This window comes from Altererythrobacter sp. H2 (genome assembly GCF_035319885.1).
Taxonomy (GTDB): Bacteria; Pseudomonadota; Alphaproteobacteria; order Sphingomonadales; family Sphingomonadaceae; genus 34-65-8.
Genome location: NZ_CP141285.1, coordinates 1,283,715 through 1,307,837, shown reverse-complemented (window position 1 = coordinate 1,307,837; position 24,123 = coordinate 1,283,715). Strand labels below are relative to the sequence as shown.

Here is a 24,123-nt window from a genome sequence, read left to right as displayed (position 1 = left end):
TCTTACCCTTGCGCGCAACGCTTGCCAAAGGCAATGCTGCAGCCCAACGCACAGGCGGAGGTCCGGTTGCCAAAAGCTGACAGCAAGAGCGCCGAACACGGTGCCACAGGCCACCGTGCCCGGCTCCGTCAGCGGCTGCTGGAAGGCGGGGCAGAGGCGCTGGCCGATTACGAAGTGCTCGAATACCTGCTGTTTGCCGCGTTCCGGCAAGGGGATACGAAGCCGCTGGCCAAGGCCTTGCTGGCCCGGTTTGGCTCGTTTGCGGGGGTCCTCGATGCTACTCCGGGCGCGCTGATGCAGGTCAAGGGCATGGGCGAGACCAGCGTCGGGGCGCTCAAATCGGTGGCGCTGGCCGCCCGGCGCATGGCACGCAGCGAAGTGCGGCAGGAACCGGTGCTGGGCAGCTGGCAGGCCTTGCTCGATTACCTCACCATCGACATGGCGCACCTGACGGTGGAGCGGGTCCGGGTCCTTTACCTGGACAGTCGCAACCGGCTGATGCTGGATGACCATGTCTGTGACGGTTCGATTGACGAGGCAGCGATTCACCCGCGCGAAGTCATCCGCAAGGCGCTCGACATCGGGTCGAGCGCGCTGATCCTGGTGCACAACCACCCGAGCGGCGATCCTTCGCCCAGCCGCGCCGACATCCAGATCACCAAGCGCATCGCCGAAGCCGGACGCCTGCTCGGGATCGTGGTGCACGACCATGTCATCGTCGGGCGCGAAGGGCATACCTCGCTCAGGGCCAAAGGCCTGCTCTAGCCTTGCCTTCCGGTCCGCGCCGCTCTAGCCGCGCGCCCATCGCTGCAACTCGGAGTTACCCATGGTCCCCCGCTATTCCCGCCCTGCCATGACCGCCATCTGGGAGCCGGAAGCACGCTATCGCATCTGGTTCGAGATCGAGGCGCACGCCACGCAGAAGCTGGGGGAACTGGGCGTGGTGCCGCCGAGCGGCGCCAAGGCGCTGTGGGACTGGTGGGCGACGAACCCGAAAATCGACGTTGACGCGATCGACGCGATCGAAGCAGTCACCAAGCATGACGTGATCGCCTTCCTCGACTGGGTTGCCCAGCAGGTCGGCCCGGAAGCGCGCTTCATGCACCAGGGGATGACCAGCAGCGACGTGCTCGACACCACGCTGGCGGTGCAGCTGGCCCGCGCCAGCGACATCCTGCTGGACGATCTCGACGCGCTGCTCGCCGCCATCAAGCGGCGCGCGCTGGAGCACAAGTACACCCCCACCATCGGCCGCAGCCACGGCATCCATGCCGAGCCGACCACCTTCGGCAAGAAGCTGGCCGAAGCCTATGCCGAGTTCAGCCGGTGCAAGGCGCGCCTGGTTGCCGCCCGCGCGGAGATCGCCACCTGCGCCATTTCCGGCGCGGTCGGCACCTTTGCCAATATCGACCCGTCGGTAGAGGAATATGTCGCGGACAAGCTCGGCCTGACGCCCGAACCGGTCAGCACCCAGGTAATCCCGCGTGACCGACACGCGATGTTCTTCGCCACGCTGGGCGTAATCGCCAGTTCCATCGAGCGGCTCGCGGTCGAGATCCGCCACCTGCAGCGCACCGAAGTGCTGGAGGCGGAGGAGTATTTCTCGCCCGGCCAGAAGGGCTCCAGCGCGATGCCGCACAAGCGCAACCCGGTGCTGACCGAGAACCTGACCGGCCTCGCCCGCGTCGTCCGATCGGCCGTCACCCCGGCGCTGGAAAACGTGGCGCTTTGGCACGAGCGCGACATTTCGCACTCCTCGGTCGAGCGTTATATCGGCCCAGATGCCACGATCACGCTCGACTTCGCGCTGGCCCGCCTGACCTCCGTGGTCGACAAGCTGGTCGTCTATCCGGAGCGGATGGAGAAGAACCTCAACAAGATGGGCGGGCTGGTCCACTCGCAGCGGGTGCTGCTGGCACTGACCCAGGCGGGGCTGGAGCGCGATGCCTCCTATCGCCTGGTCCAGCGCAACGCGATGAAGGTGTGGGAAAGCGACGGGCAGCTCAGCCTGCTCGAACTGCTCAAAGCCGATCCGGAAGTGAGTGCGGTGATGAGCGCGGCGGAGCTGGAGGACAAGTTCAACCTCGATTACCATTTCAAGGCGATCGACACGATCTTCGCCCGCGTGTTCGGAGACTGAGGGGGCGGCCGGCACCCTTCCCTTTCGCTCCCAACCGGCTTAAGCCCTGGGCAAAATTGTTGGGAGCGTAGCAATGAACGTGGTCCGCACAGCCATCTGGATGGTCCTGACCGCTCTGGTGGTCGGGTTCGTGGTGCTTAACTGGGGCGCGCCGCAGCAGGTCAAGATCTGGCCCGGCGGCGAGGCGGACGATTACCTGTTCGAATGGCCGGTGGGCTTCATGGCGCTGATCTTCTTCCTCGCCGGGTTCGTGCCGATGTGGCTCTATCACCGCGGGGTTAAATGGGGCCTCCACCGGCGGATCGCCTCGCTCGAGAACGCGGCGCGGGTCAATGCCGTGGTCGCCAGCTCGCCGCCGCTGACATCACCGACGCCGACCAGCGAACCGACCGCGCCGCTGGCCAGTGAGGAATACCCCAGGCCGTGAGCAACCCGGTCTATCTCGCGCTCGACCTGCCGCAGCTCGATGCCGCCCGGGCCATGGCCGAAAAGGTCAAGGCGCACGTCGGCGGGCTGAAACTGGGCCTCGAGTTCTTCTGCGCCCATGGCCACCACGGGATGCACGAGCTGGCGCAGGTCGGCCTGCCAATCTTCCTTGACCTCAAGCTGCATGACATTCCCAACACCGTCGCCGGCGCAATGCAGGCGATCAGCGTGCTGGAGCCCGCCATTGTCACAGTCCACGCCAGCGGCGGGCGGGCGATGATGGAAGATGCCAAGGCCGCGGCGGGCGAGCGGACCAAGGTCGTCGCCGTGACCATGCTGACCAGCCTCGACGAGCGCGACCTCGTTCGTACCGGCGTCAACGGCAGCGCGCACGATCAGGTCATGCGCCTTGCCGAACTGGCCGAGCTGAGCGGGCTCGACGGGATTGTCTGCTCCGGGCACGAGGTCGGCCACATCAAGAAGCAGTGGAAGCACGGCTTTTTCGTCGTCCCCGGCCTGCGCCCGGCGGGCAGCGCCGTCGGTGACCAGAAGCGCGTCGTCACCCCGCGCAAGGCGCGCGACGACGGCGCGAGCGTGCTGGTGATCGGCCGTCCGATCAGCCGCGCCGACGATCCGGTGGCGGCGGCGCGGGCAATCGAGGCGACGCTCTAGCAGCGCTCCCGACCCGCTTGACACGCTGTCGCCATGCGGCACAGTGTAACACCATATCATCGCTCGGACATCACCGCCGAGCGCACCAGCTTTTCCGGAGATTTCATGCGTCGTCCTCTGCTGCTTTCCGCTGCCATCCTCGCCCTTGCGGCCCCGCCCGCGCTCGCCCAATCGGCCCAGCCTGACCGCGCGGCGACCGGCAGCGGAGTCGTGCCTGCCGCCGACAATTCCGCTGAACGGCCGATCCGGTTCGCGGCTGACGTTCCGCCGGGCGGGGTACTCGCGATTCCCATGGCCGGACCGCAGGACATCTCGCGCGTTCCCGCAGGTCTGGTCGAGGCAGTGCAGGCGGCCGTGGAAGGCGCCGATTTCAAGGCCAAGCCTGACCAGACCCTCAACCTCTATGGGGTGGGCGGTCATCGCCGGGTCCTGCTGGTCGGTGTCGCAGAAGGCGATCTCGATGCGGTCGCGCTGGCCAACATCGGTGGGCGCGTGGCGCAGGCCACCCGGACCGATGCCGCGCCCGTGGCGATCATTGCGCAAGGGTTTGCCACCAGCCTCGCCCATCCGGGTGCACATGTCGCGCAAGGGGTGGGCTTCGGCCAGTGGCGGTTCGACCGGCTCAAGACGGTCGACCGGACGGCGCCACCGCTTGACCCCATCACTGTGGTCGCGCCGGAAGGCACGGCACAGGCTTTCGCCCGCGAACACGCCGGGCTGGTCGAAGGGATGCGGCTGGCGCGTGACCTCATCACCCTGCCTTCCAACCTCAAATATCCCGAAAGCTTCGTCGCCGCCGCGCGCGCCGCTTTCGAGGGCGTGCCAAACACCCGCGTGACCGTGCTGGACGAAGCGGAGATGCGCCGCCTCGGCATGGGTTCGATCCTCTCGGTTTCGCAAGGCTCGGTCCGACCGGCGCGGATGATGATCGTGGAATATCGCGGCGGGGGCGATGCCGCCCCGCTGGCGCTGGTGGGCAAGGGCATCACCTTCGACACCGGCGGCATTTCGCTCAAACCCGGCGCGGGGATGGAAGCCATGCGCGGTGACATGGCCGGCGCGGCCGGGGTCATCGGCGCTGCCCTTGCAGCCGCCCGCCGGGGCGCAACCGCCAATGTGGTGGCCATTGCCGCCCTGGCCGAGAACATGCCCGGCCCCAATGCCTCCCGCCCCGGCGACGTGGTCCGCACGATGAACGGGTGCACGATCGAAATCATCAGCACCGATGCGGAAGGCCGCATGGTGCTGGCCGACGCCAACCAGTATGCCGTGGACCGGTTCAAGCCGGCCGCGCTGGTCAATCTGGCCACCCTGACCGGAGCGATCACCACCGCCCTGGGCGATGACTATGCTGGCCTGTTCGCCCGAAACGACGAGCTGGCCGGGCGAATCGAGGCCGCCGCCCAAACCTCCGGCGATCCGGTGTGGCGGATGCCGCTCCATCCCAGTTATGCCGAGGACATGAAGTCCCCCATTGCCGACATCGCCAACGGCACCCGCGCGCCTGGTGCGGGAGCTGGCCGGGGCGCACACTTCATCGGCTTCATGACGCCGGAGCCGACCCCGTGGGCCCATATCGACATGGCCGGCGTGGACGGGACGGACGCCACCCCCACCAATCCCGGCGGCGCTCCGGGCTACGGCGTGCGCCTGTTTGACGAACTGGTGCGCAGCTACGAGCAGTAACGCACAGCTTGCAAGCGGCGTGCGCACACCGCATGGGCGGCGGATGGCACAGATCAAGATCTGCGGCGTCAACACGCCCGAGGCAGTGGATGCCTGCGTGGCTGCGCAGGCCGACTGGTGCGGGCTGGTGTTCTACCCGCCCTCGCCCCGCAACCTGACGCCAAGCGAGGCGGCGGTGCTGGCGGGCCATGCAGGCGCGCGGATCGGCAAGGTCGGGCTGTTTGTCGACGCCGATGACCTCGCCATTGCCGAAGGCATTCGCGCCGGATCGCTCGACGCGGTGCAGCTCCACGGCCACGAATCTCCTGAACGGACCGCGCAGGTGCGCCAGCGGTTCGGCCTGCCGGTGTGGAAGGCGCTCCCCGTTGCCAGCGCGGCGGACGTGGCCCGCGCGATGGCTTATCGCGACGCGGCGGACCTGATCCTGTTCGACGCGAAGACGCCCAAGGGCGCACTGCCTGGCGGAATGGGCCTGGCGTTCGACTGGTCGCTGGTCGCCCGATGGAAGGGGCCCTTGCCCTGGGGCCTCGCAGGCGGACTGTCCCCGGCCAATGCCGCCGAGGCCCTGCGCCAGACCGGCGCGCCGCTGCTCGACACCTCCTCGGGCGTGGAAAGCGCCCCGGGGGTCAAGGACCCCGCACTGATCACCGCATTCTGCGGCGCCGCGCGCGGGGCATGAAAAAAGGGCGGCCCCGCGAGGAGCCGCCCTTGCCCGTTACCGGGAGGTTCGCTGCGATCAGAAGTTCACGCCGACGCCGAGGGTGGCGGCATTCACGTCCTGGAAATCGCTGAAGAAGCGGCGATATTCGCCGGTCACGTAAGCGCCGCCGATCTTGTGGCTGTAGCCGATGCCGAGGTGCGGCACGTCTTCGCCTTCGCCGAAGCTGTAGCCGCCCGCGACGAACAGCTTGCCGTTGTCGCTGACCTTGGCACCGATGCGGCCGGTCGCGCCCCAGACGACGTCCGCGCCGCCGGCGAGGATCTTGTCGGCCGAGCCTTCGACGCCGATGAATGCGGCCTCGCCAAGGTCGAAGTCATAACCGGCGGCGACGCCGGCAATGGCTTCTTCCTGACCGCCAGCCCAGGCGATGCCGCCACGGGCTTCCACGCGGCCTTCATTGGCCTGTGCCGGAACGGCAGCGAGGGCAGCGGTGGCCGCGACGAGTGCGAATGCAAACTTGCGCATCTGAATTATCCTTCTTTTCTGTCATCCGCCACGAACTACGGGGCGGGCCTCGCTAAATGGGCAGAGTCAGGATGAACGCCATATGACAAACAATATTTCGCGCTGATATTCTAATGTTGTTGCAAAATCGCAACACCGTGTTAAGGCGGTGATACACCTGGCGTTCATCTTGGCGGCGCTGGTGGCTGGACAGCGACGCGGGGCTCTGCCAACGGCTGGGCCATGAATACCCCCAACACCTTTCGCAACCAGCCCGACGAACGCGGCCATTTCGGCGACTATGGCGGGCGCTATGTCGCCGAGACGCTGATGCCGCTGGTGCTCGATCTGGAGCGCGAATACCGCAAGGCCCAAGCCGATCCGGCGTTCCAGGCCGAGTTCGACGACCTGCTGGAGCATTACGTCGGCCGCCCCAGCCCGCTCTATTTCGCGCCGCGCCTGACCGAGGAGCTGCGCAAGAACGCGCCTGCAGGGCATGGTGCCGAAATCTGGTTCAAGCGCGACGAGCTCAACCACACCGGTGCGCACAAGATCAACAACTGCATCGGCCAGATCCTGCTCGCGATCCGCATGGGCAAGACCCGCATCATCGCGGAGACCGGCGCGGGCCAGCATGGCGTCGCCACCGCTACCGTCTGCGCGCGCTTCGGCCTGCCTTGCGTCATCTACATGGGGGCGACCGACGTGGCGCGGCAGGCACCCAACGTGTTCCGGATGAAGCTATTGGGCGCGGAAGTGGTGCCCGTCACCAGCGGCGCAGCCACGCTGAAGGATGCGATGAACGAAGGCCTGCGTGACTGGGTCGCTAATGTCCACGACACCTTCTACATCATCGGCACCGCGGCTGGCCCGCATCCCTATCCGGAGCTGGTGCGCGATTTCCAGAGCGTGATCGGGCGCGAGGCCCGTGCCCAGATGCTCGCCCGCACCGGCCGCCTGCCCGACCTGCTGGTTGCGGCGATCGGTGGCGGCTCCAACGCGCTCGGCTTGTTCCACCCGTTCCTCGACGATCCGGATGTGCGGATGCTCGGGGTCGAGGCAGCAGGCTATGGTCTCGACGGCGACCAGCACGCCGCGAGCCTGCTCGGCGGGGTGCCCGGCGTGCTCCACGGCAACAAGACCTACCTGCTGCAGGACGAGGACGGCCAGATCACCGAAGGCCACTCGATCAGCGCCGGGCTGGACTATCCCGGGATCGGCCCCGAGCACGCCTGGCTCAAGGACATGGGCCGGGTCGAATACACCGCGATCACCGATGACGAGGCGCTCGACGCGTTCCAGCTGCTGTGCCGCACCGAAGGGATCATCCCTGCTTTGGAGCCTGCCCACGCGATTGCCGCCGTGGCGAAGGTAGCGCCGACCATGCCGAAGGACAGCGTGATCCTCGCCAACCTGTGCGGCCGCGGCGACAAGGACATCTTCACCGTTGCGGAAAAGCTGGGAGTGGAGATGTGAGTTCCACGACCTCCTCCGTCATCCCGGGCTTGACCCGGGATCCCGCTGCCTTTGCCTTCTACGCAGAAGCAAGCTGGACCCCGGATGAAGTCCGGGGTGACGAAATGGCGAGACTGGGAGGGCAATCTTGAAGGCTGATCCCGTTCGGGGCCTCAAGTTTGGCGCCGCGAATGCGATATTGTTTCCCATCGTCATGGCCCTCAACAACCTGTTGAAGGGAGAATCAATCGAGCCCCAACCACTGATTGTCGGAGCGATTTTCGCGTTCATCATGTTCAGTTTGATTTTCACCTTCACCACCAAGTTCGGGAGCGACATGGGTGACTAACCGCCTCTCCACCACTTTCTCCGCCACCCGCTCGTCGCTCGTCTGCTTCATCACCGCAGGCGATGGCGACACCGCGGCCCATCTCGATGCGCTGGTCGAAGGCGGCGCGGATGTGATCGAGCTGGGGATGCCGTTCACTGATCCGATGGCCGATGGCCCGGCGATTCAGGCGGCTAACCTGCGAAGTCTCGGCAAGGGCACGACCACCGCCGACGTGCTGCGCTACGCCACCGACTTCCGCGCCCGCCACCCGGACGTGCCGCTGGTGCTGATGGGTTATGCCAACCCGATGGTGCGGCGCGGGCCCGAGTGGTTCGCTGCTGCTGCCAGTGCGGCCGGCGTCGACGGGGTGATCTGCGTCGACATCCCGCCCGAGGAAGACGACGCGCTCGGCCCGGCGCTGCGAGCCAAGGGCATCGCCCCGATCCGCCTCGCCACGCCAACCACCGACGCCGCGCGCCTGCCCCAAGTGCTCGAAGGCTCGGCGGGTTTCCTCTACTACGTCTCCGTCGCCGGGATCACCGGCAAGCAGCAGGCGGACATTGCCTCGATCGAAGGCGCGGTCGCCCGGATCAGGCAATCGACCGACCTGCCGGTTGCGGTCGGCTTCGGTGTGCGCACGCCGGAGCAAGCCGCTGCCATCGCCAAAGTGGCCGACGGCGTGGTGGTCGGTTCCGCGCTGGTCGAACTGGTGGCAGAGCACGGCACGGATGCGCCCGCGAAGCTGCGCGAGCTAACCGCTGCTCTGGCGGAGGCGGTACACGGGGCGCGATAATTCGCGTCATTGCGCGTGGAACGGAACTGGATTGCCGCGTCGCTTCGCTCCTCGCATTGACGAGGAAGGGGCTTCCACCCCTCGCCATGACGAAAAAAAGACACTAAGGCCCAACCCATGAACTGGCTCTCCCGCGTCCGCAATTCGCTGCCTTTCGGCACCAAGCGCGAAACCCCTGACAACCTGTGGGTCAAGTGCCCCGGGTGCCAGGAAATGCTGTTCACCAAGGAGTACGAGGAGAACCTCCACGTCTGCCCGCGGTGCGAGCATCACGGGCGGATCGGCGCGGACGAGCGGCTGGCGCAGCTGCTTGACCTAGGCTTTGCCGTGCTGCCGCAGCCGGAGGTGGCGGAAGACCCGCTCAAGTTCCGCGATTCGAAGAAATACACCGACCGGCTGAAGGAAGCCCGGGCCAAGAACCCGCACAAGGATGCCTTCGTGGTCGGCTCCGGCACGATCGAGGGCCGGCAGGCCGTGGTCGGCGTGCAGGACTTCGGCTTCATGGGCGGCAGCATGGGCATGGCCGTGGGCGAGGCGTTCTGCGCCGGGGCGCGCGAGGCGCTGCGCCGCCGCTGCGGCTATATCGTCTGCACCGCCGCGGGGGGCGCGCGGATGCAGGAAGGCATTCTCAGCCTGATGCAGATGCCCAAGGCGACCGTGATGACCCGCCGCCTAAAAGAGGCCGGCCTGCCCTATATCGTGGTGCTGACCGACCCGACCACCGGCGGCGTGACCGCCAGCTACGCCATGCTGGGCGATGTCCACATTGCCGAGCCCGGCGCGCTGATCGGCTTTGCCGGGCAGCGGGTGATCCAGGACACGATCCGCGAAAAACTGCCCGAAGGGTTCCAGCGCGCCGAGTACCTGCACAAGCACGGCATGGTGGACATGGTGGTCACGCGGGCCGATCTGCGTGAACGGCTTGCGACGCTGCTGGATTACCTGCAGCCTGCCCGGGCGGCAGCCTGACGCCCCTCCCCCCGCGGGACAGAACTGATGGCGCTGGACTTCGGCACCTCTACCCATCCCGGCGTCCAGGCCCAGCTTGACCGGCTGGCGGCGCTCAGTGTGCCGCAAGGGCGGCTCGGGCTGGAGACGATCCGGGCGCTGCTGGCCCGGCTGGGCGATCCGCACTTGTGCCTGCCGCCGACCTTCCATGTCGCGGGCACCAACGGCAAGGGTTCGACCTGTGCGTTCCTGCGGGCGATGCTGGAGGCACAAGGATACCGAGTCCATGTCACCACCAGTCCCCATCTGGTGCGCTACAACGAGCGTATCCGGGTAGCAGGCAAGCTGATCGGGGATGACCGGCTGGAGGCGCTGCTGGAGCAGGTGCTCGACGCGAGCGCGGACCTGGCCCCGAGTTTCTTCGAAGTGACCATCGCCGCCGCCTTCACCGAGTTTGCCCGCATTCCCGCCGATGCCTGCGTGGTCGAGGTCGGCCTCGGCGGGCGCTTCGATGCGACCAATGCGCTCACGCCGGACGTGCTCGCCGCCTGCGGGATCGCCGCCCTGGGCCTCGACCACGAACGCTTCCTGCTGGCCCCTGAGGACGGTGTGCCGGGCGAACCGATGGCGCGGATCGCGTTCGAGAAAGCGGGGATTGCAAAGGCGGGCGTGCCGCTCGTTACCATCCCTCAAGCCGAACTCGAAATGACCGCTATCCGCGCAGTCGCGGCGCGGGCGGGCGCGCCGATAATCGTGGCAGAGCCGGCACCGGACCTGCCGCTCGCCCTGCCCGGCAACCATCAGCGCGTGAACGCAGGCCTCGCCATGGCGATGCTGCGCGCGCAGGCCCTGCTGCCGGTTTCAGGCCAGTCCATCGAAGCCGGAATGAACGAAGCCCGCTGGCCCGCCCGCCTCCAGCGTCTTTCTCCCGGCCCGCTTGTCGGCACCCGCGAAGTCTGGCTCGACGGCGGGCACAACCCGTCCGCTGGACAGGCTCTGGCGGCGCACTTTGCCGCGCGGCCGCTGCATCTGGTAATCGGCATGATCGAAGGCAAAGACCCGCTGGCCCTGACCGGCCCCCTGGCGGGCAACCTGTCCAGCCTGTCAGCCGTGCCGGTGCCGATGCAGGATTGCCACCCGCCGGAAGCGTTCGGACCCAAGGCGGCCCCCTTCCCCGATGTGCCTGCCGCCCTCGCCGCGTTGCCGGATGATGACCTGCCGGTGCTGATCGCCGGGTCACTCTACCTCGCAGGCGAGGTGCTGCGCCTGAACGGCGAGCTGCCGGACTAGGCCGCGATCGCCGGATCGGGCTGGACCACCCCGCTCGCCCTGCCGCCGCGCGCTTCGCGAATCCATTCCGCGATGCACAGCACCACGGCGACCGTCCCGATCAGCGCGGTGAAGACAAACACGTAGTAATACCCGCGATCCTCGATCATCTGGCCCAGCGCACCGCGCCCCAATGTGCCGACCAGCAGCGTCAGCGAGGCCAGCAGCGCGTACTGGACGGCGGCGTATTGCTTGGCGACGATGCTCGAAAGCCAGGCGATATAGGCCGCCCCGGCGATGCCGATGGCGACGTTCTCCCAGAAGATGGTAAAGGTCAGGCGGGGCAGGGCCTCGCTGCCAAAGGGTGCCATCCAGGCGATCAGGGCAGTGAACCCGATTGCGTCGCTGGCGGCCTGCATTGCCTGCCCGCCCACCGCCAGGTCGGCGTAGAGCAGGTTCGTCGCCGCTGCCAGGGCCGCACCCATGGTCAGGGTAGCCATGCGGCCCAGCACGGTGATCAGCCACCCGCCCAGCGCCAGCCCGGCCAGGATCGCCCCCACCCCGAAGAACTTGGAGGCGAAGGCCACTTCGTCGCCGGTGTAACCAAGCTCCCCCAGATAGAACGGATAGGCAAACACGCCCCAGATCGAATCGGTGATCCGGTAGGTCAGCACCAGCGCCAGGATCAGCACCAGCGACCAGCCCATCCGGCCCACGAATTCCACCAGCGGCAGGACCAGCGCGCGGTATAAATGATCGGCAAAGGTGGCACGGGGGCGGACACCCTCTGCCGCATGGGCGCGAATGACATTGCGGCCGTCACGCCTGGCCTTGGCCAGCCAGGCGGCAATCAGAGCGGGCAGAACAACCGTGGCGATGATCACCAGTGGTCCGTAGGTGGTGGTGAACTCGGTCACATCGGGGCGCAGCTCAGGCGCCGCTGTCATGCTGCGGACCATGAACACCACAACTGTGCCGATCGCCCAGGTCCACAGCAGCCCCACCGCCAGCAGGGCAAGATTGCGCGTTTTCGGCTCGATTTCGCCGGCGTTGTTGAGCTCGGCCAGGTTGGCATTGTCAGCCGCGTCGGTTTCAGCCGTACGGTCGGCCACGTTGGCGTCAGGCGCAAACAGGCCGGCGATCCCGATGGCCAGCATGATAACGCCCATGATCACATAAGTCTGCGGCCAGCCGATCCGCTCGGCAATGATCAGGCCCAGTGCTCCGCCGATCAGCGCGGCCAGGCGGAAGCCCATCTGCGTGATCGTGGAGAGGATATCGAGCGTTGCCTCTTCGTCCGCCACGTCGATCCGCCAGGCGTTGATGGCGATATCCTGCGTGGCGCTGGCGAAGGCACCGATGGCGGCCAGCAGGCTGAACATTCCCAGCGCGCTCTTGGGGTCGAGCGCGCTCATCACCACCAGCGCAATGCCGATGACCAGCTGCATCGGAGCGATCCACTGCTTGCGCTTGCCAAGCTTGCGCAGGACCGGAATGTCCACCTTGTCGAGCAAGGGCGACCAGAGGAACTGGAAGGCATAGGCCAGGCCCACCAGCGAAAAGACGCCCATCGTTTCCAGGTCCACTTCCGCCTCTGAAAGCCAGGCGTAGAGCGTCCCCAGGAACAGCGCAGGGGGCAGGCCCTGGGCAAAGCCGAACAGTGCCATGAACCCGCTTTTCGGATTGCGCAGCGAACGGGCCAGAGTGCGCCAGCCCGGCTTCACCTTTGCCTCCGAATTCGTCTCCCCGGCCATGCCCTAGCGTCCTTCCCGTTGGCGCAAATTTCTGCGACACTAGCCGCCTTGGAGAGGATTGGGGAAGAGAGCATGAACGTGTCCGAAACCGCTGTCCCCGGTTTACGCCCGACCGCCGGGCAACTTGCCCTCGCGCAGGCACTGGCGCGGGGCGAGAGCCGCGCGGCAGGCGGGATCGAGACCGTGCCGGCCAGCGTCTATACCGACCCGGCCCATTTCGCGCGGGAGAAGGCCGCGCTGTTCGACCGGATGCCGCAGGTGATTGCGCCGTCCGCCCTGTTGCCCGATCCGGGCATGGCGGTGCCGCACGATGCGACCGGCCGTCCGCTGCTGCTGACGCGCGACGGGGATGGCGCGGTCCATGTGTTCATGAACGTCTGCCGCCATCGCGGCACCCGGCTGGTCGAAGGCAACGAGGTGCAGTGCACCAAACGGCTGGTCTGCCCCTATCACGCCTGGACCTACAGCACGGACGGCCGCCTGCTGGCCCTCCCCCGCCCGGAGACTTTCCCCGGCATGGACAAGGGCGATTACGGGCTGGTCGAATTGCCCAGTTGCGAAGCGGGCGGGCTGATCTGGTTTGCGCCTGCTGCTGACGCCGACTTCACCCATGCCCGCGAACTGGGCGCAGATTTTGACGCCTTCGGCACCCGTGGCCACGTGCTGTTCCGCCGCAAGACCCACACCGTGCGCGGCAACTGGAAGCTGATCATGGATGCGTTCCTGGAAAGCTATCACGTCACCCGCCTGCACGCGAACACGATCGGGCCGTTCTTCAAGGACGGCATCACCAGCGGTGATCTGGTCGGCCCGCACCAGCGCAGCGCAGTGGGCCGGGCCGAGGACATGGCGGGGGCCGACCTGACCGACATGGCGGCGCTGCGCCGCCTGGTCACTTTCGCCTACCAACTGCTCCCCGCCACCATCGTCATTCCCAGCCCCGATTACCTCAACCTGATGGTGCTGATGCCGCAGGCGCACGACCTGACGCTGGTGGAGGATTTCATGCTCATCCCGGAAGCGCCGGCGACTGACAAGGCGCGCGATCACTGGGAGCGCAGCTGGGCCCTGCTCGACGGCGGCGTGTTCGCCAGTGAGGATTTCCGCGCGGCGGAACTGGGCCAGCAGGGCTTGTCGAGTGGCGCGGTCAGGGAAATCACGCTCGGCACACTCGAGGGCGGCATCCGCCGCTTCCACGAAACGGTCGAGCAGGCACTGCTGTCTGTCTGACGTCATCCCGGCTTTCGCTGGGATGATGACACGTGTAGGGGCCACCTCATGCCCAAGTATGACCCCCTCGCTGGCGACCGCCCGGAAGGCGAACGCATCGCCAAGCTCCTTGCGCGTGCCGGCGTTGCCAGCCGCCGCGAAGTGGAGCGGATGATTGCCGACGGGCGGGTTTCGCTTGACGGGAAGGTGCTGGAAACCCCGGCCACGATCCTGCCGGACCTGCGCGGCGTGTCTGTCGATGGCAAGCCGGTTGGCAAGGCTGACCAGACCCGCCTGTTCGCGTTCCACAAGCCCAGCGGGCTCATCACTGCCGAGCGCGATCCCAAGGGCCGCCCCACGATCTACACCGCGCTGCGCAATGCCCTGCCGCGCGACGCCGGCCGGGTCATGCCGATCGGGCGGCTCGACTTCAACACCGAAGGTCTTCTGCTGCTGACCAATGATGGCGAACTCAAGCGCCAGATGGAGCTGCCTGCCAGCCGCGTGCCCCGCACCTATCGCGCCCGCGCCTTCGGAGACATCACGCAGGAGCAGCTCGAAAGCCTGATGGAGGGGATCGAGATCGACGGCGTACGCTACGGCCGGATCGACGCCAACATGGAACGCCGGACAGGCCGCAACCAGTGGATCGAGATGACCATTACCGAAGGCAAGAACCGCGAAGTGCGGCGGGTGCTCGAACACTTCGGGCTTGAGGTCAGCCGCCTGATGCGCCTCGGCTATGGCCCCTTCGCGCTGGGTGACCTGCAACGCGGCCAGGTGGTGGAAATCCGCAAGGCCGACCTTGAACGGTTCCGGGGCTCGCTGGCCCGGCCCGGCAAATAAGCACAATCCATGAGTCTCTGCGCATGAGAGTGGTTTCAGGGGACTGGCGCGGGCGCAAGCTCCGCGCCCCCAAGGGTGAATTGACCCGGCCGACCGCTGATCGCACCCGCGAGACGCTGTTCAACATGCTGACCAGCCGCCTCGGCGCATTCGATGGTCTGAAGGTGGCCGATCTGTTTGCAGGGTCAGGTGCACTCGGGCTGGAAGCGCTCAGCCGCGGGGCGGCGCATTGCCTGTTCGTGGAACAGGATAGCGAAGCCCTGAACGCAATCAGGGCAAATATCGCCGCCCTCGGCGCACGTGACCGCAGCGAAGTGCGCGCCGGATCGGTGCTTGCCCTGCCTGCCGCCAAAGCGCCTTTTGACCTTATCCTGCTCGACCCGCCCTACGGCACCGGCGCAGGCGCGGTAGCCCTCGACCGGTTGCACCGGCTCGGATGGATTGGCCCGGCCAGCTGGGTAGCGCTGGAAACCGGTGCCAGTGAAACGGTCGACGTCAAAGGCTTCACGATCGAAGCGGAGCGCAAGGTGGGCAAGGCCAAGCTGTGGTTTGCCAGGGTAGCCGGAGAAATCTGACCTTCAGCCTGACAGGACAGGTGGGCCGGACTTCCACGGTCCGGCCCGCTCTCACTCACTGACCGCCGGGGTTGCGGCAGCTGTCGCGGCGGGTGGCTGTACACACCGGGTATTCGCCCTGGGGCGGCGGCGGGACCTGCTGCATCACGGTGTTGTCGGTCCAGCGCACGGAGCCGGGATTGCCAGCCATATTGCGCACCGCAGTGCTGCGCGCCGCTGCCGTCGCAGGTGCGGTGGCAGGACTCGTGGTGTCGCCCATGGCGCCCGGGGTCGACCCGGTCATAGGTGCCTGGCTCCTCGACTGGGCAGGCGGAGGCATTGCGCCATCAGGCGGGGTCATGCCCGGATTGGCTGGCGGCGGGGCTGCGGGCGGCGGGGCGGTGCCCTGCAACTGCTGGTTGATCGAGGCCCAGGTCTGCGCCTGCTGCTCCGGAGTCATGGCCATGATCCGCATGCGCTGATCATCATTAAGCAGCCACCAGCCGCGCTGCTGATCGGCGTCAAGCGTCCAGTAATAGGTACGGGTATTTTCGGGCCAGGCTTCATACCGGCTTCGCCGGTCCGGGGGCCAGCTGTCAAAATCGCGTTGCTGCTCGGCGCTCATCGTCGAGGCAGCCTGGCCCGCCGTTGAGGGCCTGTCAGGCATGGCAGAATCCTGAGCGGACAATGGCAGGGCAGTGGCCAGCGCGATCGCTGCGGCAAACGTCACTTTGTTCATGATGGTCTCCTACGTTAGCCCTGTTGTTTCGGTCGCAACCCGGCCAGCCGCCGGCTTGTTCCCCCCAGACCAACCTAAGTTAGGCAACCGGATGGAGAATCCGGGATGGATCGGGCAAGAAGGGCGGCAAGGCGAACCGTGAAACGCGCGCCTTGCCGCCCCAGTCAGGTGGATCAGCTCTGCGGATCTTCCACCGGCGCGGCCTGCTCGTTCTGGGCGGCAAACCGCTGCTCAACCTGTTGCCAGGCGGCGGCGCGTTCGGGTTCGGCCATCATGCTAAGCGCCTGCTTGTCGCTGTCGGGCAGCCCCCAGAAGAGCGCACGGCGATTTTCCGGCAGGGTCTGGAAGTAATCCCGGATTGGCTGGGGCCAGGCGGCAAATTCCGCTTTCCGCTCTGCCGGCCGCCCGGCCATATCGGCTTCGTCAGTCTCATGGGCGCTGTTGTGGGGTGCCTCCGAAGCTGGCGCGCTGCCGTGAGCCGCCGGGTCCGATCCGTGATGGTCTTGCGCAGCGGCAGGAACGGCGAACAGGGCAACAAGACCGGAAATGACAAATAGTGTGGGGTACCGCATGGTATGCTCCTTTGACGATTGAACCATGCGTGACGAACGCGACCCGGACGGGGTGTGAGGGCATCAAGCCACGCAGGCAAGCTACCCCGGCGGCGATTGGGCTTGCCGGATGCAGGACCGGGCGGACCGTGTGCCCTTTTCGCGACGGAGCGAACCGGCCTCCGGAAAAGCCGAACCCGGGCTTGCTTGCGGTTCAGGCCGATGTTCCCTAGCTGTTCACGCAACCATGCAATCCGAATCCCCTCCTGTCGCCCCCGTGCCCCCTTATGCCGCGCGGCTGAACCCGCCACAGCAGCAGGCGGTGCTGACCACCGAAGGGCCGGTGCTGATGCTGGCCGGGGCAGGGACCGGGAAGACGGCGGCGCTGACTGCGCGCCTCGCCCATCTCGTCGCCACCCGGCGCGCCTGGCCGAGCGAGATCCTCTGCGTCACTTTCACCAACAAGGCCGCGCGCGAGATGCGCCACCGGGTTGGTCAGCACATTGGTGACGCGGTGGAAGGAATGCCCTGGCTCGGCACGTTCCATTCGATCGGGGCGAAGATGCTGCGCCGCCATGCCGAGCTGGTCGGGCTTCAGTCGAACTACACCATCATCGATACCGACGACCAGTTACGGCTGCTCAAGCAGCTGATCCAGCAGAACGACCTCGACGAGAAGCGCTGGCCCGCGCGCCAGCTGGCCGGTCTGATCGATCGCTGGAAGAATCGCGGGCTCAACCCCGGCGATCTCGATGCGGTGGAGAACGAAGCCTATGCCAATGGGCGCGGGGCACAGTTCTATCAGCTCTATCAGGACCGGCTGAAGGCGTTGAATGCGTGCGATTTCGGCGATCTGCTGCTGCACATGCTCAACGTGTTCCGCACCCACCGCGAGGTGCTGGAGATCTACCAGCAACGCTTCAAGTACATCCTGGTTGACGAATACCAGGACACCAACCAGGTCCAGTACCTGTGGCTGCGGCTGCTGGCGCAGGAGCGCAAGAACATCTGCGTGGTCGGGGATGACGACCAGTCGATCTATTCCTGGCGCGGGGCGGAAGTCGCCAACATTCTGCGCTTCGAGAAGGATTTTCCGGGCGCGGCGGTGATCAAGCTGGAGCAGAACTATCGCTCCACCCCGCACATTCTTGCGGCCGCCAGCGGGCTGATCCGCGCCAACAGCCAGCGCCACGACAAGACCCTGTGGACCGAAGTCAATGGCGGCGACAAGGTGCGCGTGATCGGTGTGTGGGACGGGCCGGAGGAAGCCCGCCGGGTGGGCGAAGAGATCGAGCGGCTGGAACGCGAAGGCGCGGCGCTGGACCAGGTGGCGATCCTCGTGCGCGCCCAGTATCAGACCCGCGAGTTCGAGGACCGCTTCATCCAGATTGGCCTGGGCTACAAGATCGTCGGCGGTTTCCGGTTCTACGAGCGAGCGGAAATCCGCGATGCACTCGCCTATTTGCGCGTCATCGCCCAGCCGCAAGACGATCTGGCGTTCGAGCGGATCCACAACCAGCCCAAGCGCGGCCTTGGCGCCAAGACGCTGGAGAAGATGCACCAGCACGCCCGGCGCACCGGCTTGCCCCTTGCCGCCGCTGCCCTGCAACTGGCTGACAGCGACGAATTGCCTGCCCGCGCCGGGAACACGATTGCCGGGCTGCTTGGCCAGTTCCTGCACTGGCGCGAACTGGCCAAGCAGACCAGCCCGGCGGAGCTTATGCGCCAGGTGCTCGACGATTGCGGCTATCTCGCCATGCTGGAGGCGGAAAGAACTGCTGAAGCCAAGGGGCGGATCGAAAACCTGTCCGAGCTTGCCCGCGCGATGGAGGACTATGATACGCTCGGCGATTTCCTCGAACATGTCGCGCTGGTGATGGACAACGAGGCCGCGAACGACGCCGAGAAGGTCACCATCATGACCATGCATGCGGCCAAGGGGCTGGAATTCGACAACGTCTTCCTGCCCGGATGGGAAGAAGGCGTGTTTCCCAGCCAGCGTGCGCTGGACGAAGGCGGGCTTGCCTCACTGGAGGAAGAGCGGCGCCTTGCCTACGTTGCCCTCACCCGCGCCCGGCGGCACTGCACCGTGTTCCATGCCGCCAACCGCCGCATTTACGGCCAGTGGACCAGCTCGATCCCGAGCCGCTTCATCGAAGAACTGCCCGACGAGCATATCGAGCAGGAAACCACGCTGACCGGAGGCGCCTCCCTGTGGCGCGCCAACTGGAGCGAGACCGACGACCCGTTCGCCCATGTCAGCCAGGCTCGCCCGGATCGCGGCAACACCCGCGGGCCCGGCTGGCAGCGGGCCCTCGCCACCGGCTATGACAGCCGCCCGGCGCGGGTGGAGGAGAGCCGCCGCAGCGCGGCCAGCTTTGCTGCCAAGGCCCGCACCGATGTCGCAGTCGGCAGCCGCGTGTTCCACGATAAGTTCGGTTATGGCACCGTGGTCGATCAGGAAGGCAACAAGCTGGAAATAGCGTTTGAGCAAGCCGGCACCAAGCGGGTGATCGACAGCTTCATCACGCTGGCAGACTGATGCCTAGCCCCGCCCGCGATAACCGGCCACGCCCTGTTCGGGCACCCACAGTCCTTCGGGCACGGCGCCGGTCTGCCAGAACACGTCGATCGGGATGCCGCCGCGCGGATACCAGTAGCCGCCGATCCGCAGCCACCGGGGCTGCATTTCCGCCGCCAGCCGCTGGCCAATGCCAACGGTTACGTCCTCGTGAAAGCCATTGTGGTTGCGGAAGCTGCCGAGAAACAGCTTGAGGCTCTTCGATTCGACGATCGTTTCGCTTGGCGCATAGTCGATTACCAGATGGGCGAAATCAGGCGCACCGGTTACCGGGCAGAGCGAGGTGAATTCCGGCACGGCAAAGCGCACCAGGTAGAGCGCACCTGCGCGCGGATTGGGCACATAATCGAGCAAGGCCTCACCGGGCGAAGCGGGCAAGGCGGTCTGCTGGCCAAGGAAGCGGGGGGCGCTGTGCGCGGGATCTGGTGTGTCGCTCATGCCGCGCATGTGGCGTCAACAGGCGCCCGGCACAAGTCATCGCTGGCAGTGGCAGGTTTCAGCCCCTATTCAGCGCCGCAAGCCAATCGCCCCGCATTCATTTTCTCAAGCCCTCACACAGCCAGGCCATGACACCCATCCGCTTTGCCCTTCTTCTTGCTCTGGCCCCCGCCACGATGGCGGGCGCAGCACCGACTGTGCGCGATTTCCAGTTGCCGCCGAGCCCGACCGAGTCCCCCTCCCCCTCGCCGCAAGTGCAGGGGCCGGTCGATCCGGATGCGCCCATCGCAACCCGGCCCCGCCCCGTGGAGACGGCCTCGCCTGCACCCACACCCGCCACAGCGCCAACCCCGCGCCCCACCGCATCTGGCGCAACGAGGCGGCCTGCGGAACCTGCTGAGATTTCGCGCGTGCCTTCGCCCCCGTCGTCGCGTCAGGCACCCGGTCCTTCTGCTCCTGAGGAGAGCCCGGCAGCCGGACCGGACGCCTCTGAATCGCTGGTTGAATCGCCCGGCGTGGTCGAAACGGCACCGCCCCCACCAGCTGCCGCACCGCCGGTCATGACGGGCAACGTTGCAGCAGAACCCGCTCTGGAAAGCCCCGTCTGGCGATGGCTTGCTGCCATCGCTGCCCTGCTGGTCATCCTGGCCGGAGCAGTGCTGTTCTGGCGGCGCCGCCAGACTGGCGTGGCGGGCGTTCCGACCATTGATCCGCCGCTGCTGCGCGCGCAGTCGCCGCCGGACCTCGCCCCCCAGCCCTCCCCGCCAGCGTCCCTGCCTGCGCCGGTCTTAGGAACGACAGCAGGTACGCCCCCTTCTGTTCCTGCTCCTGCTTCTGCTCCTGCTCCTGCTGCTCCGGCTGGCCTGCGGATCGAGATGGTCCCCAGCCACCTGACCCGCAGCATGATGGCCGCAACCTTCACCTGCCGCGTCTCGCTGGTGAACAGGGGCGACACGGAGCTGGAGAACGTCACGGTCGAGCTCGACATGGTCACCGCACATGGCAGCGTGCCCAGCTCCGAGCAGGTGGCCGACCCCGCCCGCACCTTGCCCGAGGCGGGCCGGTTTGCACGGATCGCGCCGGGTGAAAGCGTCGAGTTCGCTCGCGATGTCCGCATGGCCACGGCCGAGATCCGGACACTGAGCCAGGGCAAGGCCCGCCTCTATGTGCCCTTGCTGCGGGTCCGGGCACTGGCGGCAGGCCAGCCACCGGTCGCGCGGACCTTCATTGTCGGCACCCTGCCGGAAGAAGGCGCGCGCAAGCTCCAGCCCTTCCGGCTTGATGAAATGCCGCAGACCTATCGCGCAATCGGGGTGGCTGCGCTCGATTGAAGGCTCGACAGGCGGGGCACCGGGGCGCTACCCCGGAAGCATGGACCTGCTCGTAACAACCGAATGGCTCGCCGCCCGCCTCGGCCAGCCCAGCCTGGTGGTGCTTGACGCTTCCGCCCACCTCCCCTCTGCTGGCCGCGATGCCCGCGCCGAGTTCGCTGCCGGGCATATCCCCAGGGCACGGTTTCTCGACCTTGCTTCGCTGGTCGATGACACCTCGCCCGTTCCCGCCGCCCTGCCCCGCGCCGAACAGTTCGAAGCGCGCCTGCGCGCATGTGGCGTCAATAACGGCGATCATGTCGTGCTCTACGATGACAGCATGTTGCGCAGTTCCGCCCGGGCCTGGTTCATGGCGCGGATGTTCGGGGTGGGCCCGGTTTCGGTGCTCGATGGCGGGATGGAAAAATGGCGCGCCGAAGGGCGTCCGCTCGAAGCGGGGGTGCCCGCTGTCCCGGCAGGTGCTGCCACTCTGGCACACGATGACCGCTCGCTGGTGCGCAGCAAGCACGACATGCTCGCCACCTGCGAAACCGGGGCCGAGCAGGTTGTCGACGCGCGGGACGCCGGCCGCTTTACCGGCGAAAGCGAGGACGCCGTGCATGGTCTGCCGGGCGGGCACATTCCCGGCGCGCGGCACCTGTTCTTCCGCTCGCTGCTGGCGGAAGACGGCACCTTCCTGCCCATCGACCAGTTGCGCGAACGTTTCGCTGCCGCCGGGATCGACCTCGACCGCCCGCTGACGGCCAGTTGCGGCAGCGGGATGACCGCCTCGGTCGTGCTGTTTGCCGCCGCACTGGCTGGGAAGCACGATGCCGCCATTTACGACGGCAGCTGGAGCGAGTGGGGCGCAGACCCGGCCACGCCGAAGGAAACCGGGGCCGCGCGCTGATATGGCGAAAGTCCCGTCTGACACCCGTCCGCAGACGAAACTCGTCACCGCCGGGCGACGCCCGGAATGGACCGGCCCCGTGGTCAATCCGCCTGTCTGGCGTGCCAGCACCCACCTCTACCCGGACATGGCGGCGAAAGAGGATGGCGGTAAGCACAACGAAGACGGCCGCTTCTTCTACGGCCGCCGCGGCGCACCGACCCAGTGGGCCCTGGCCGAGGCGCTGACCGAGCTGGAGCCGGACGCGGCGGGAACCGTGCTCTATCCCAGCGGGGTGGCGGCCATCGCAGGTGCGCTGCTGGCAGTCCTGCAGCCGGGCGACGTGCTGCTGGTGACGGACAATGCCTACGAACCGAGCCGGACCATGGCCACCGGCCTGCTGGCACGGATGGGGATCGAGACCCGGTTTTTCGATCCGCTCGATCCCGATGCCTTCCCGTCGAAGTTCTGCGACCGCACCCGGGCGGTTTTGCTGGAAAGCCCGGGCAGCCTGACGATGGAGGTGTGCGACGTGCCCGCCCTTGCCGCCATGGCGCGCGAGAAAGGCGCGGTCAGCCTGCTCGACAACACCTGGGCCAGCGCGCTCGGCTTTGCCGCGCTGAGCCACGGCTGCGACATCGCGATCATGAGCCTGACCAAGCACGTTGGCGGCCACTCGGACCTGATGATGGGTTCGGCCAGCGCCGGGAAACGCTGGTATGCCCGCCTGCGCCAGACCGCCCAGGCGCTGGGCCACGTGGTCTCGCCCGACGATGCTGCGCTGGCCGCGCGGGGCTTGCGCACCATGGGCGTGCGGCTGGAGCGGAGTACCGCCAGCGCAGTGGAGATCGCACGCTGGCTCTCCGGCCGACCGGAAGTGGCGCAGGTCCTGTGCCCGATGCTGCCGGGCGCTCCCGGCCATGACCTGTGGCTGCGCGATTTCACCGGGGGCTGCGGTCTGTTCAGCTTTGTATTCGGGGGCAGCGACGAAGCGGGCCGGGCGCGCTTTATCGATGCGCTTGAGCTGTTTGGCATCGGCTACAGCTGGGGCGGCTTTGAAAGCCTGGTCGTGCCGTTCGACCCGGCCCCCATCCGCAGCGAAACCCCTTGGCCGCCTGCGCATTGGTCTGGGCAAGACCGTTTGGGCGTGCGGCTGTCCATCGGGTTGGAAGATCCTGCCGACCTGATCGCTGACCTGGACCGCGCTTTTGCCGCCATGGAGCAAGGATGACCTTACCAACCGCACCGACTGCAACGCCCGCCCCGTCTCCCGAGCCGACCGAGACAGCCGCATCGGTGACGCCCCCTGTACCTGAGCCGGTCGAGAGCGAGGCCGTGACCCCTACGGCCGACGGTATCAAGGAAGCAGTGACCGAACGCAGCCAGGCGGTGGGCGGCGTAGTCGACACGCTCGACGCCTGGGCACTGAGCATCGGCGAAATGCGGGTATCGCTGTGGGATGCCATGGTGTTGCTGATGGTGATCGGCACCATCATCGTCGCCGCCTGGTTCGTCAGCAAGCTGGCTCATTCCGGCCTGCGCCGGATGAACCGGCTGGACCCGTCGCAACATGTCCTGGCCGACAAGCTGGTCACGCTGGCCGTCTGGGCACTGGCGATCCTGATCGGGATCGACGTGCTGGGTATCGACCTGACCGCGCTGGCGGTGTTTTCCGGCGCGTTCGGCCTCGCCATCGGGTTCGGCCTGCAGAAGACCTTCGGCAACCTGATCGCGGGGATCATCCTGCTGCTCGACAAGTCGATCAAGCCGGGCGACGTGATCGCGGTGTCGGACCAGGCCGGCAACTCCACCTTCGGCGAAATCCGCAAAATCGGCATCCGCGCCGTTTCGATCACCACCCGCGACCAGAAGGAATACCTGATCCCGAACGAGAACCTGATGGTCAACCAGGTGGAAAACTGGTCCTATTCCAGCAAGAACGTGCGGATGCAGGTGCCGGTTGGCATCGGCTACAACTGCGATATCAAGCTGGCCGAAAAGCTGATGCTGGAAGCCGCCAAAGCGAGCAAGCGGGTGCTGGCTTCGCCGCCGCCGACCGTGTGGCTGGACCAGTACGGGGAAAACTCGGTCGATTTCGTGATCCACTGCTGGATTACCGACCCGGAGGCGGGAATCGGCAATATCCGCTCGGAAGTGCTCAAGCGATTGTGGGACCTGTTCCAGGAAAACGGGATCGAAATCCCCTTCCCCCAGCGCGATATCAACCTGCGCAACAACGCCCAGTTCGAACAGTTGATCGCCGCCATCGCTCAGCGGATGGACACCAGGCCAGATACAGACCCCGACATGGGGCCGGGCAGCAAGCAAAGCTGAACTACCACCCCGGGCAGTTCGCCTTTCAAAATC

At 66.8% G+C, this 24,123-nt stretch carries 24 protein-coding genes; 19 read left to right on the top strand and 5 right to left on the bottom strand.

What is annotated here, in order from left to right; translation table 11 throughout:
• Nucleotides 1–33 precede the first annotated feature (33 nt).
• The 6 genes from radC to U4960_RS06675 all read left to right on the top strand — a co-directional run bounded on the left by radC (nt 34) and on the right by U4960_RS06675 (nt 5,603).
• Nucleotides 34–765: a RadC family protein gene (radC, locus tag U4960_RS06700; protein ID WP_324262793.1), complete on the top strand. Its 732-nt coding sequence runs from the start codon at nt 34–36 to the stop codon at nt 763–765.
• A gap of 61 nt (nt 766–826) precedes the next feature.
• Nucleotides 827–2,140, top strand: a complete 1,314-nt coding sequence (gene purB / locus U4960_RS06695; protein ID WP_324262792.1) for an adenylosuccinate lyase — start codon at nt 827–829, stop codon at nt 2,138–2,140.
• Nucleotides 2,141–2,213: 73 nt separating this feature from the next.
• Nucleotides 2,214–2,567, top strand: coding sequence for a LapA family protein (locus U4960_RS06690; RefSeq protein WP_324262791.1), 354 nt, complete (start codon nt 2,214–2,216; stop codon nt 2,565–2,567).
• The gene (pyrF, locus tag U4960_RS06685; RefSeq protein WP_324262790.1) at nt 2,564–3,238 is read left to right on the top strand and encodes an orotidine-5'-phosphate decarboxylase; all 675 of its coding nucleotides are present in this window, start codon (nt 2,564–2,566) and stop codon (nt 3,236–3,238) included. The genes U4960_RS06690 and pyrF overlap by 4 nt, the downstream gene beginning before the upstream one ends.
• Nucleotides 3,239–3,343: 105 nt before the next feature.
• The gene (locus U4960_RS06680; RefSeq protein WP_324262789.1) at nt 3,344–4,924 is read left to right on the top strand and encodes a leucyl aminopeptidase family protein; all 1,581 of its coding nucleotides are present in this window, start codon (nt 3,344–3,346) and stop codon (nt 4,922–4,924) included.
• A gap of 43 nt (nt 4,925–4,967) precedes the next feature.
• Entirely contained in the window at nt 4,968–5,603 is a 636-nt protein-coding gene (locus tag U4960_RS06675; protein WP_324262788.1) for a phosphoribosylanthranilate isomerase, read from the top strand.
• 57 nt (nt 5,604–5,660) lie between these two features.
• Here the strand turns inward: U4960_RS06675 and U4960_RS06670 are convergent, their stop codons facing one another.
• A complete protein-coding gene (locus U4960_RS06670; protein ID WP_324262787.1) occupies nt 5,661–6,110 on the bottom strand; it encodes a hypothetical protein in 450 nt (149 codons plus the stop codon).
• A gap of 222 nt (nt 6,111–6,332) precedes the next feature.
• Between U4960_RS06670 and trpB the strand changes: the two genes are divergently transcribed.
• The 5 genes from trpB to U4960_RS06645 all read left to right on the top strand — a co-directional run bounded on the left by trpB (nt 6,333) and on the right by U4960_RS06645 (nt 10,906).
• Nucleotides 6,333–7,565 carry a tryptophan synthase subunit beta gene (gene trpB / locus U4960_RS06665; protein ID WP_324262786.1) on the top strand — a complete coding sequence of 411 codons (1,233 nt, stop codon included), beginning with the start codon at nt 6,333–6,335 and terminating at the stop codon, nt 7,563–7,565.
• A gap of 127 nt (nt 7,566–7,692) precedes the next feature.
• Nucleotides 7,693–7,893, top strand: a complete 201-nt coding sequence (locus U4960_RS06660; RefSeq protein WP_324262785.1) for a hypothetical protein — start codon at nt 7,693–7,695, stop codon at nt 7,891–7,893.
• Nucleotides 7,886–8,668, top strand: a complete 783-nt coding sequence (trpA, locus tag U4960_RS06655) for a tryptophan synthase subunit alpha (protein ID WP_324262784.1) — start codon at nt 7,886–7,888, stop codon at nt 8,666–8,668. The genes U4960_RS06660 and trpA overlap by 8 nt, the downstream gene beginning before the upstream one ends.
• A 117-nt stretch (nt 8,669–8,785) precedes the next feature.
• Complete coding sequence (gene accD / locus U4960_RS06650; protein WP_324262783.1) at nt 8,786–9,637, top strand: acetyl-CoA carboxylase, carboxyltransferase subunit beta; 852 nt, start codon at nt 8,786–8,788, stop codon at nt 9,635–9,637.
• 27 nt (nt 9,638–9,664) lie between these two features.
• The gene (locus U4960_RS06645; RefSeq protein WP_324262782.1) at nt 9,665–10,906 is read left to right on the top strand and encodes a bifunctional folylpolyglutamate synthase/dihydrofolate synthase; all 1,242 of its coding nucleotides are present in this window, start codon (nt 9,665–9,667) and stop codon (nt 10,904–10,906) included.
• Here U4960_RS06645 and U4960_RS06640 read toward each other — a convergent pair.
• Entirely contained in the window at nt 10,903–12,639 is a 1,737-nt protein-coding gene (locus U4960_RS06640; protein WP_324262781.1) for an AmpG family muropeptide MFS transporter, read from the bottom strand. The two genes, U4960_RS06645 and U4960_RS06640, sit on opposite strands and share 4 nt — an antisense overlap.
• A 72-nt stretch (nt 12,640–12,711) precedes the next feature.
• On the opposite strand from U4960_RS06640, the gene U4960_RS06635 reads away from it, so the two are divergent.
• The 3 genes from U4960_RS06635 to rsmD are packed head-to-tail and all read left to right on the top strand — an operon-like array spanning nt 12,712 to nt 15,269.
• Nucleotides 12,712–13,869, top strand: a complete 1,158-nt coding sequence (locus tag U4960_RS06635; protein WP_324262780.1) for an aromatic ring-hydroxylating oxygenase subunit alpha — start codon at nt 12,712–12,714, stop codon at nt 13,867–13,869.
• Between the two features lie 48 nt (nt 13,870–13,917).
• Nucleotides 13,918–14,694, top strand: a complete 777-nt coding sequence (locus U4960_RS06630) for a pseudouridine synthase (protein WP_324262779.1) — start codon at nt 13,918–13,920, stop codon at nt 14,692–14,694.
• 23 nt (nt 14,695–14,717) lie between these two features.
• On the top strand, nt 14,718–15,269 hold the full coding sequence (gene rsmD / locus U4960_RS06625; RefSeq protein ID WP_324262778.1) for a 16S rRNA (guanine(966)-N(2))-methyltransferase RsmD: 552 nt from the start codon (nt 14,718–14,720) through the stop codon (nt 15,267–15,269).
• A 55-nt stretch (nt 15,270–15,324) separates the two neighbouring features.
• Here rsmD and U4960_RS06620 read toward each other — a convergent pair whose 3' ends face one another.
• Together U4960_RS06620 and U4960_RS06615 are read right to left on the bottom strand one after the other, a co-directional pair.
• Nucleotides 15,325–15,987, bottom strand: coding sequence for a hypothetical protein (locus U4960_RS06620; RefSeq protein ID WP_324262777.1), 663 nt, complete (start codon nt 15,985–15,987; stop codon nt 15,325–15,327).
• Nucleotides 15,988–16,160: 173 nt separating this feature from the next.
• Complete coding sequence (locus tag U4960_RS06615) at nt 16,161–16,559, bottom strand: hypothetical protein (protein WP_324262776.1); 399 nt, start codon at nt 16,557–16,559, stop codon at nt 16,161–16,163.
• 226 nt (nt 16,560–16,785) lie between these two features.
• Here U4960_RS06615 and U4960_RS06610 point away from each other — a divergent pair, with 226 nt between their 5' ends.
• Nucleotides 16,786–19,080, top strand: coding sequence for an ATP-dependent helicase (locus U4960_RS06610; RefSeq protein ID WP_324262775.1), 2,295 nt, complete (start codon nt 16,786–16,788; stop codon nt 19,078–19,080).
• Between the two features lie 3 nt (nt 19,081–19,083).
• Here U4960_RS06610 and queF read toward each other — a convergent pair whose 3' ends face one another.
• Complete coding sequence (gene queF, locus U4960_RS06605; RefSeq protein ID WP_324262774.1) at nt 19,084–19,557, bottom strand: preQ(1) synthase; 474 nt, start codon at nt 19,555–19,557, stop codon at nt 19,084–19,086.
• Nucleotides 19,558–20,117: 560 nt separating this feature from the next.
• Here queF and U4960_RS06600 point away from each other — a divergent pair.
• The 4 genes from U4960_RS06600 to U4960_RS06585 are packed head-to-tail and all read left to right on the top strand — an operon-like array spanning nt 20,118 to nt 24,090.
• Nucleotides 20,118–20,888, top strand: a complete 771-nt coding sequence (locus U4960_RS06600; protein WP_324262773.1) for a hypothetical protein — start codon at nt 20,118–20,120, stop codon at nt 20,886–20,888.
• Nucleotides 20,889–20,928: 40 nt separating this feature from the next.
• Nucleotides 20,929–21,777, top strand: a complete 849-nt coding sequence (locus U4960_RS06595) for a sulfurtransferase (protein ID WP_324262772.1) — start codon at nt 20,929–20,931, stop codon at nt 21,775–21,777.
• 1 nt (nt 21,778) lies between these two features.
• Nucleotides 21,779–22,987, top strand: coding sequence for a cystathionine beta-lyase (gene metC, locus U4960_RS06590; protein ID WP_324262771.1), 1,209 nt, complete (start codon nt 21,779–21,781; stop codon nt 22,985–22,987).
• Nucleotides 22,984–24,090, top strand: coding sequence for a mechanosensitive ion channel family protein (locus U4960_RS06585; protein ID WP_324262770.1), 1,107 nt, complete (start codon nt 22,984–22,986; stop codon nt 24,088–24,090). Before metC ends, U4960_RS06585 begins: the two co-directional genes overlap by 4 nt.
• Nucleotides 24,091–24,123 lie beyond the last annotated feature (33 nt).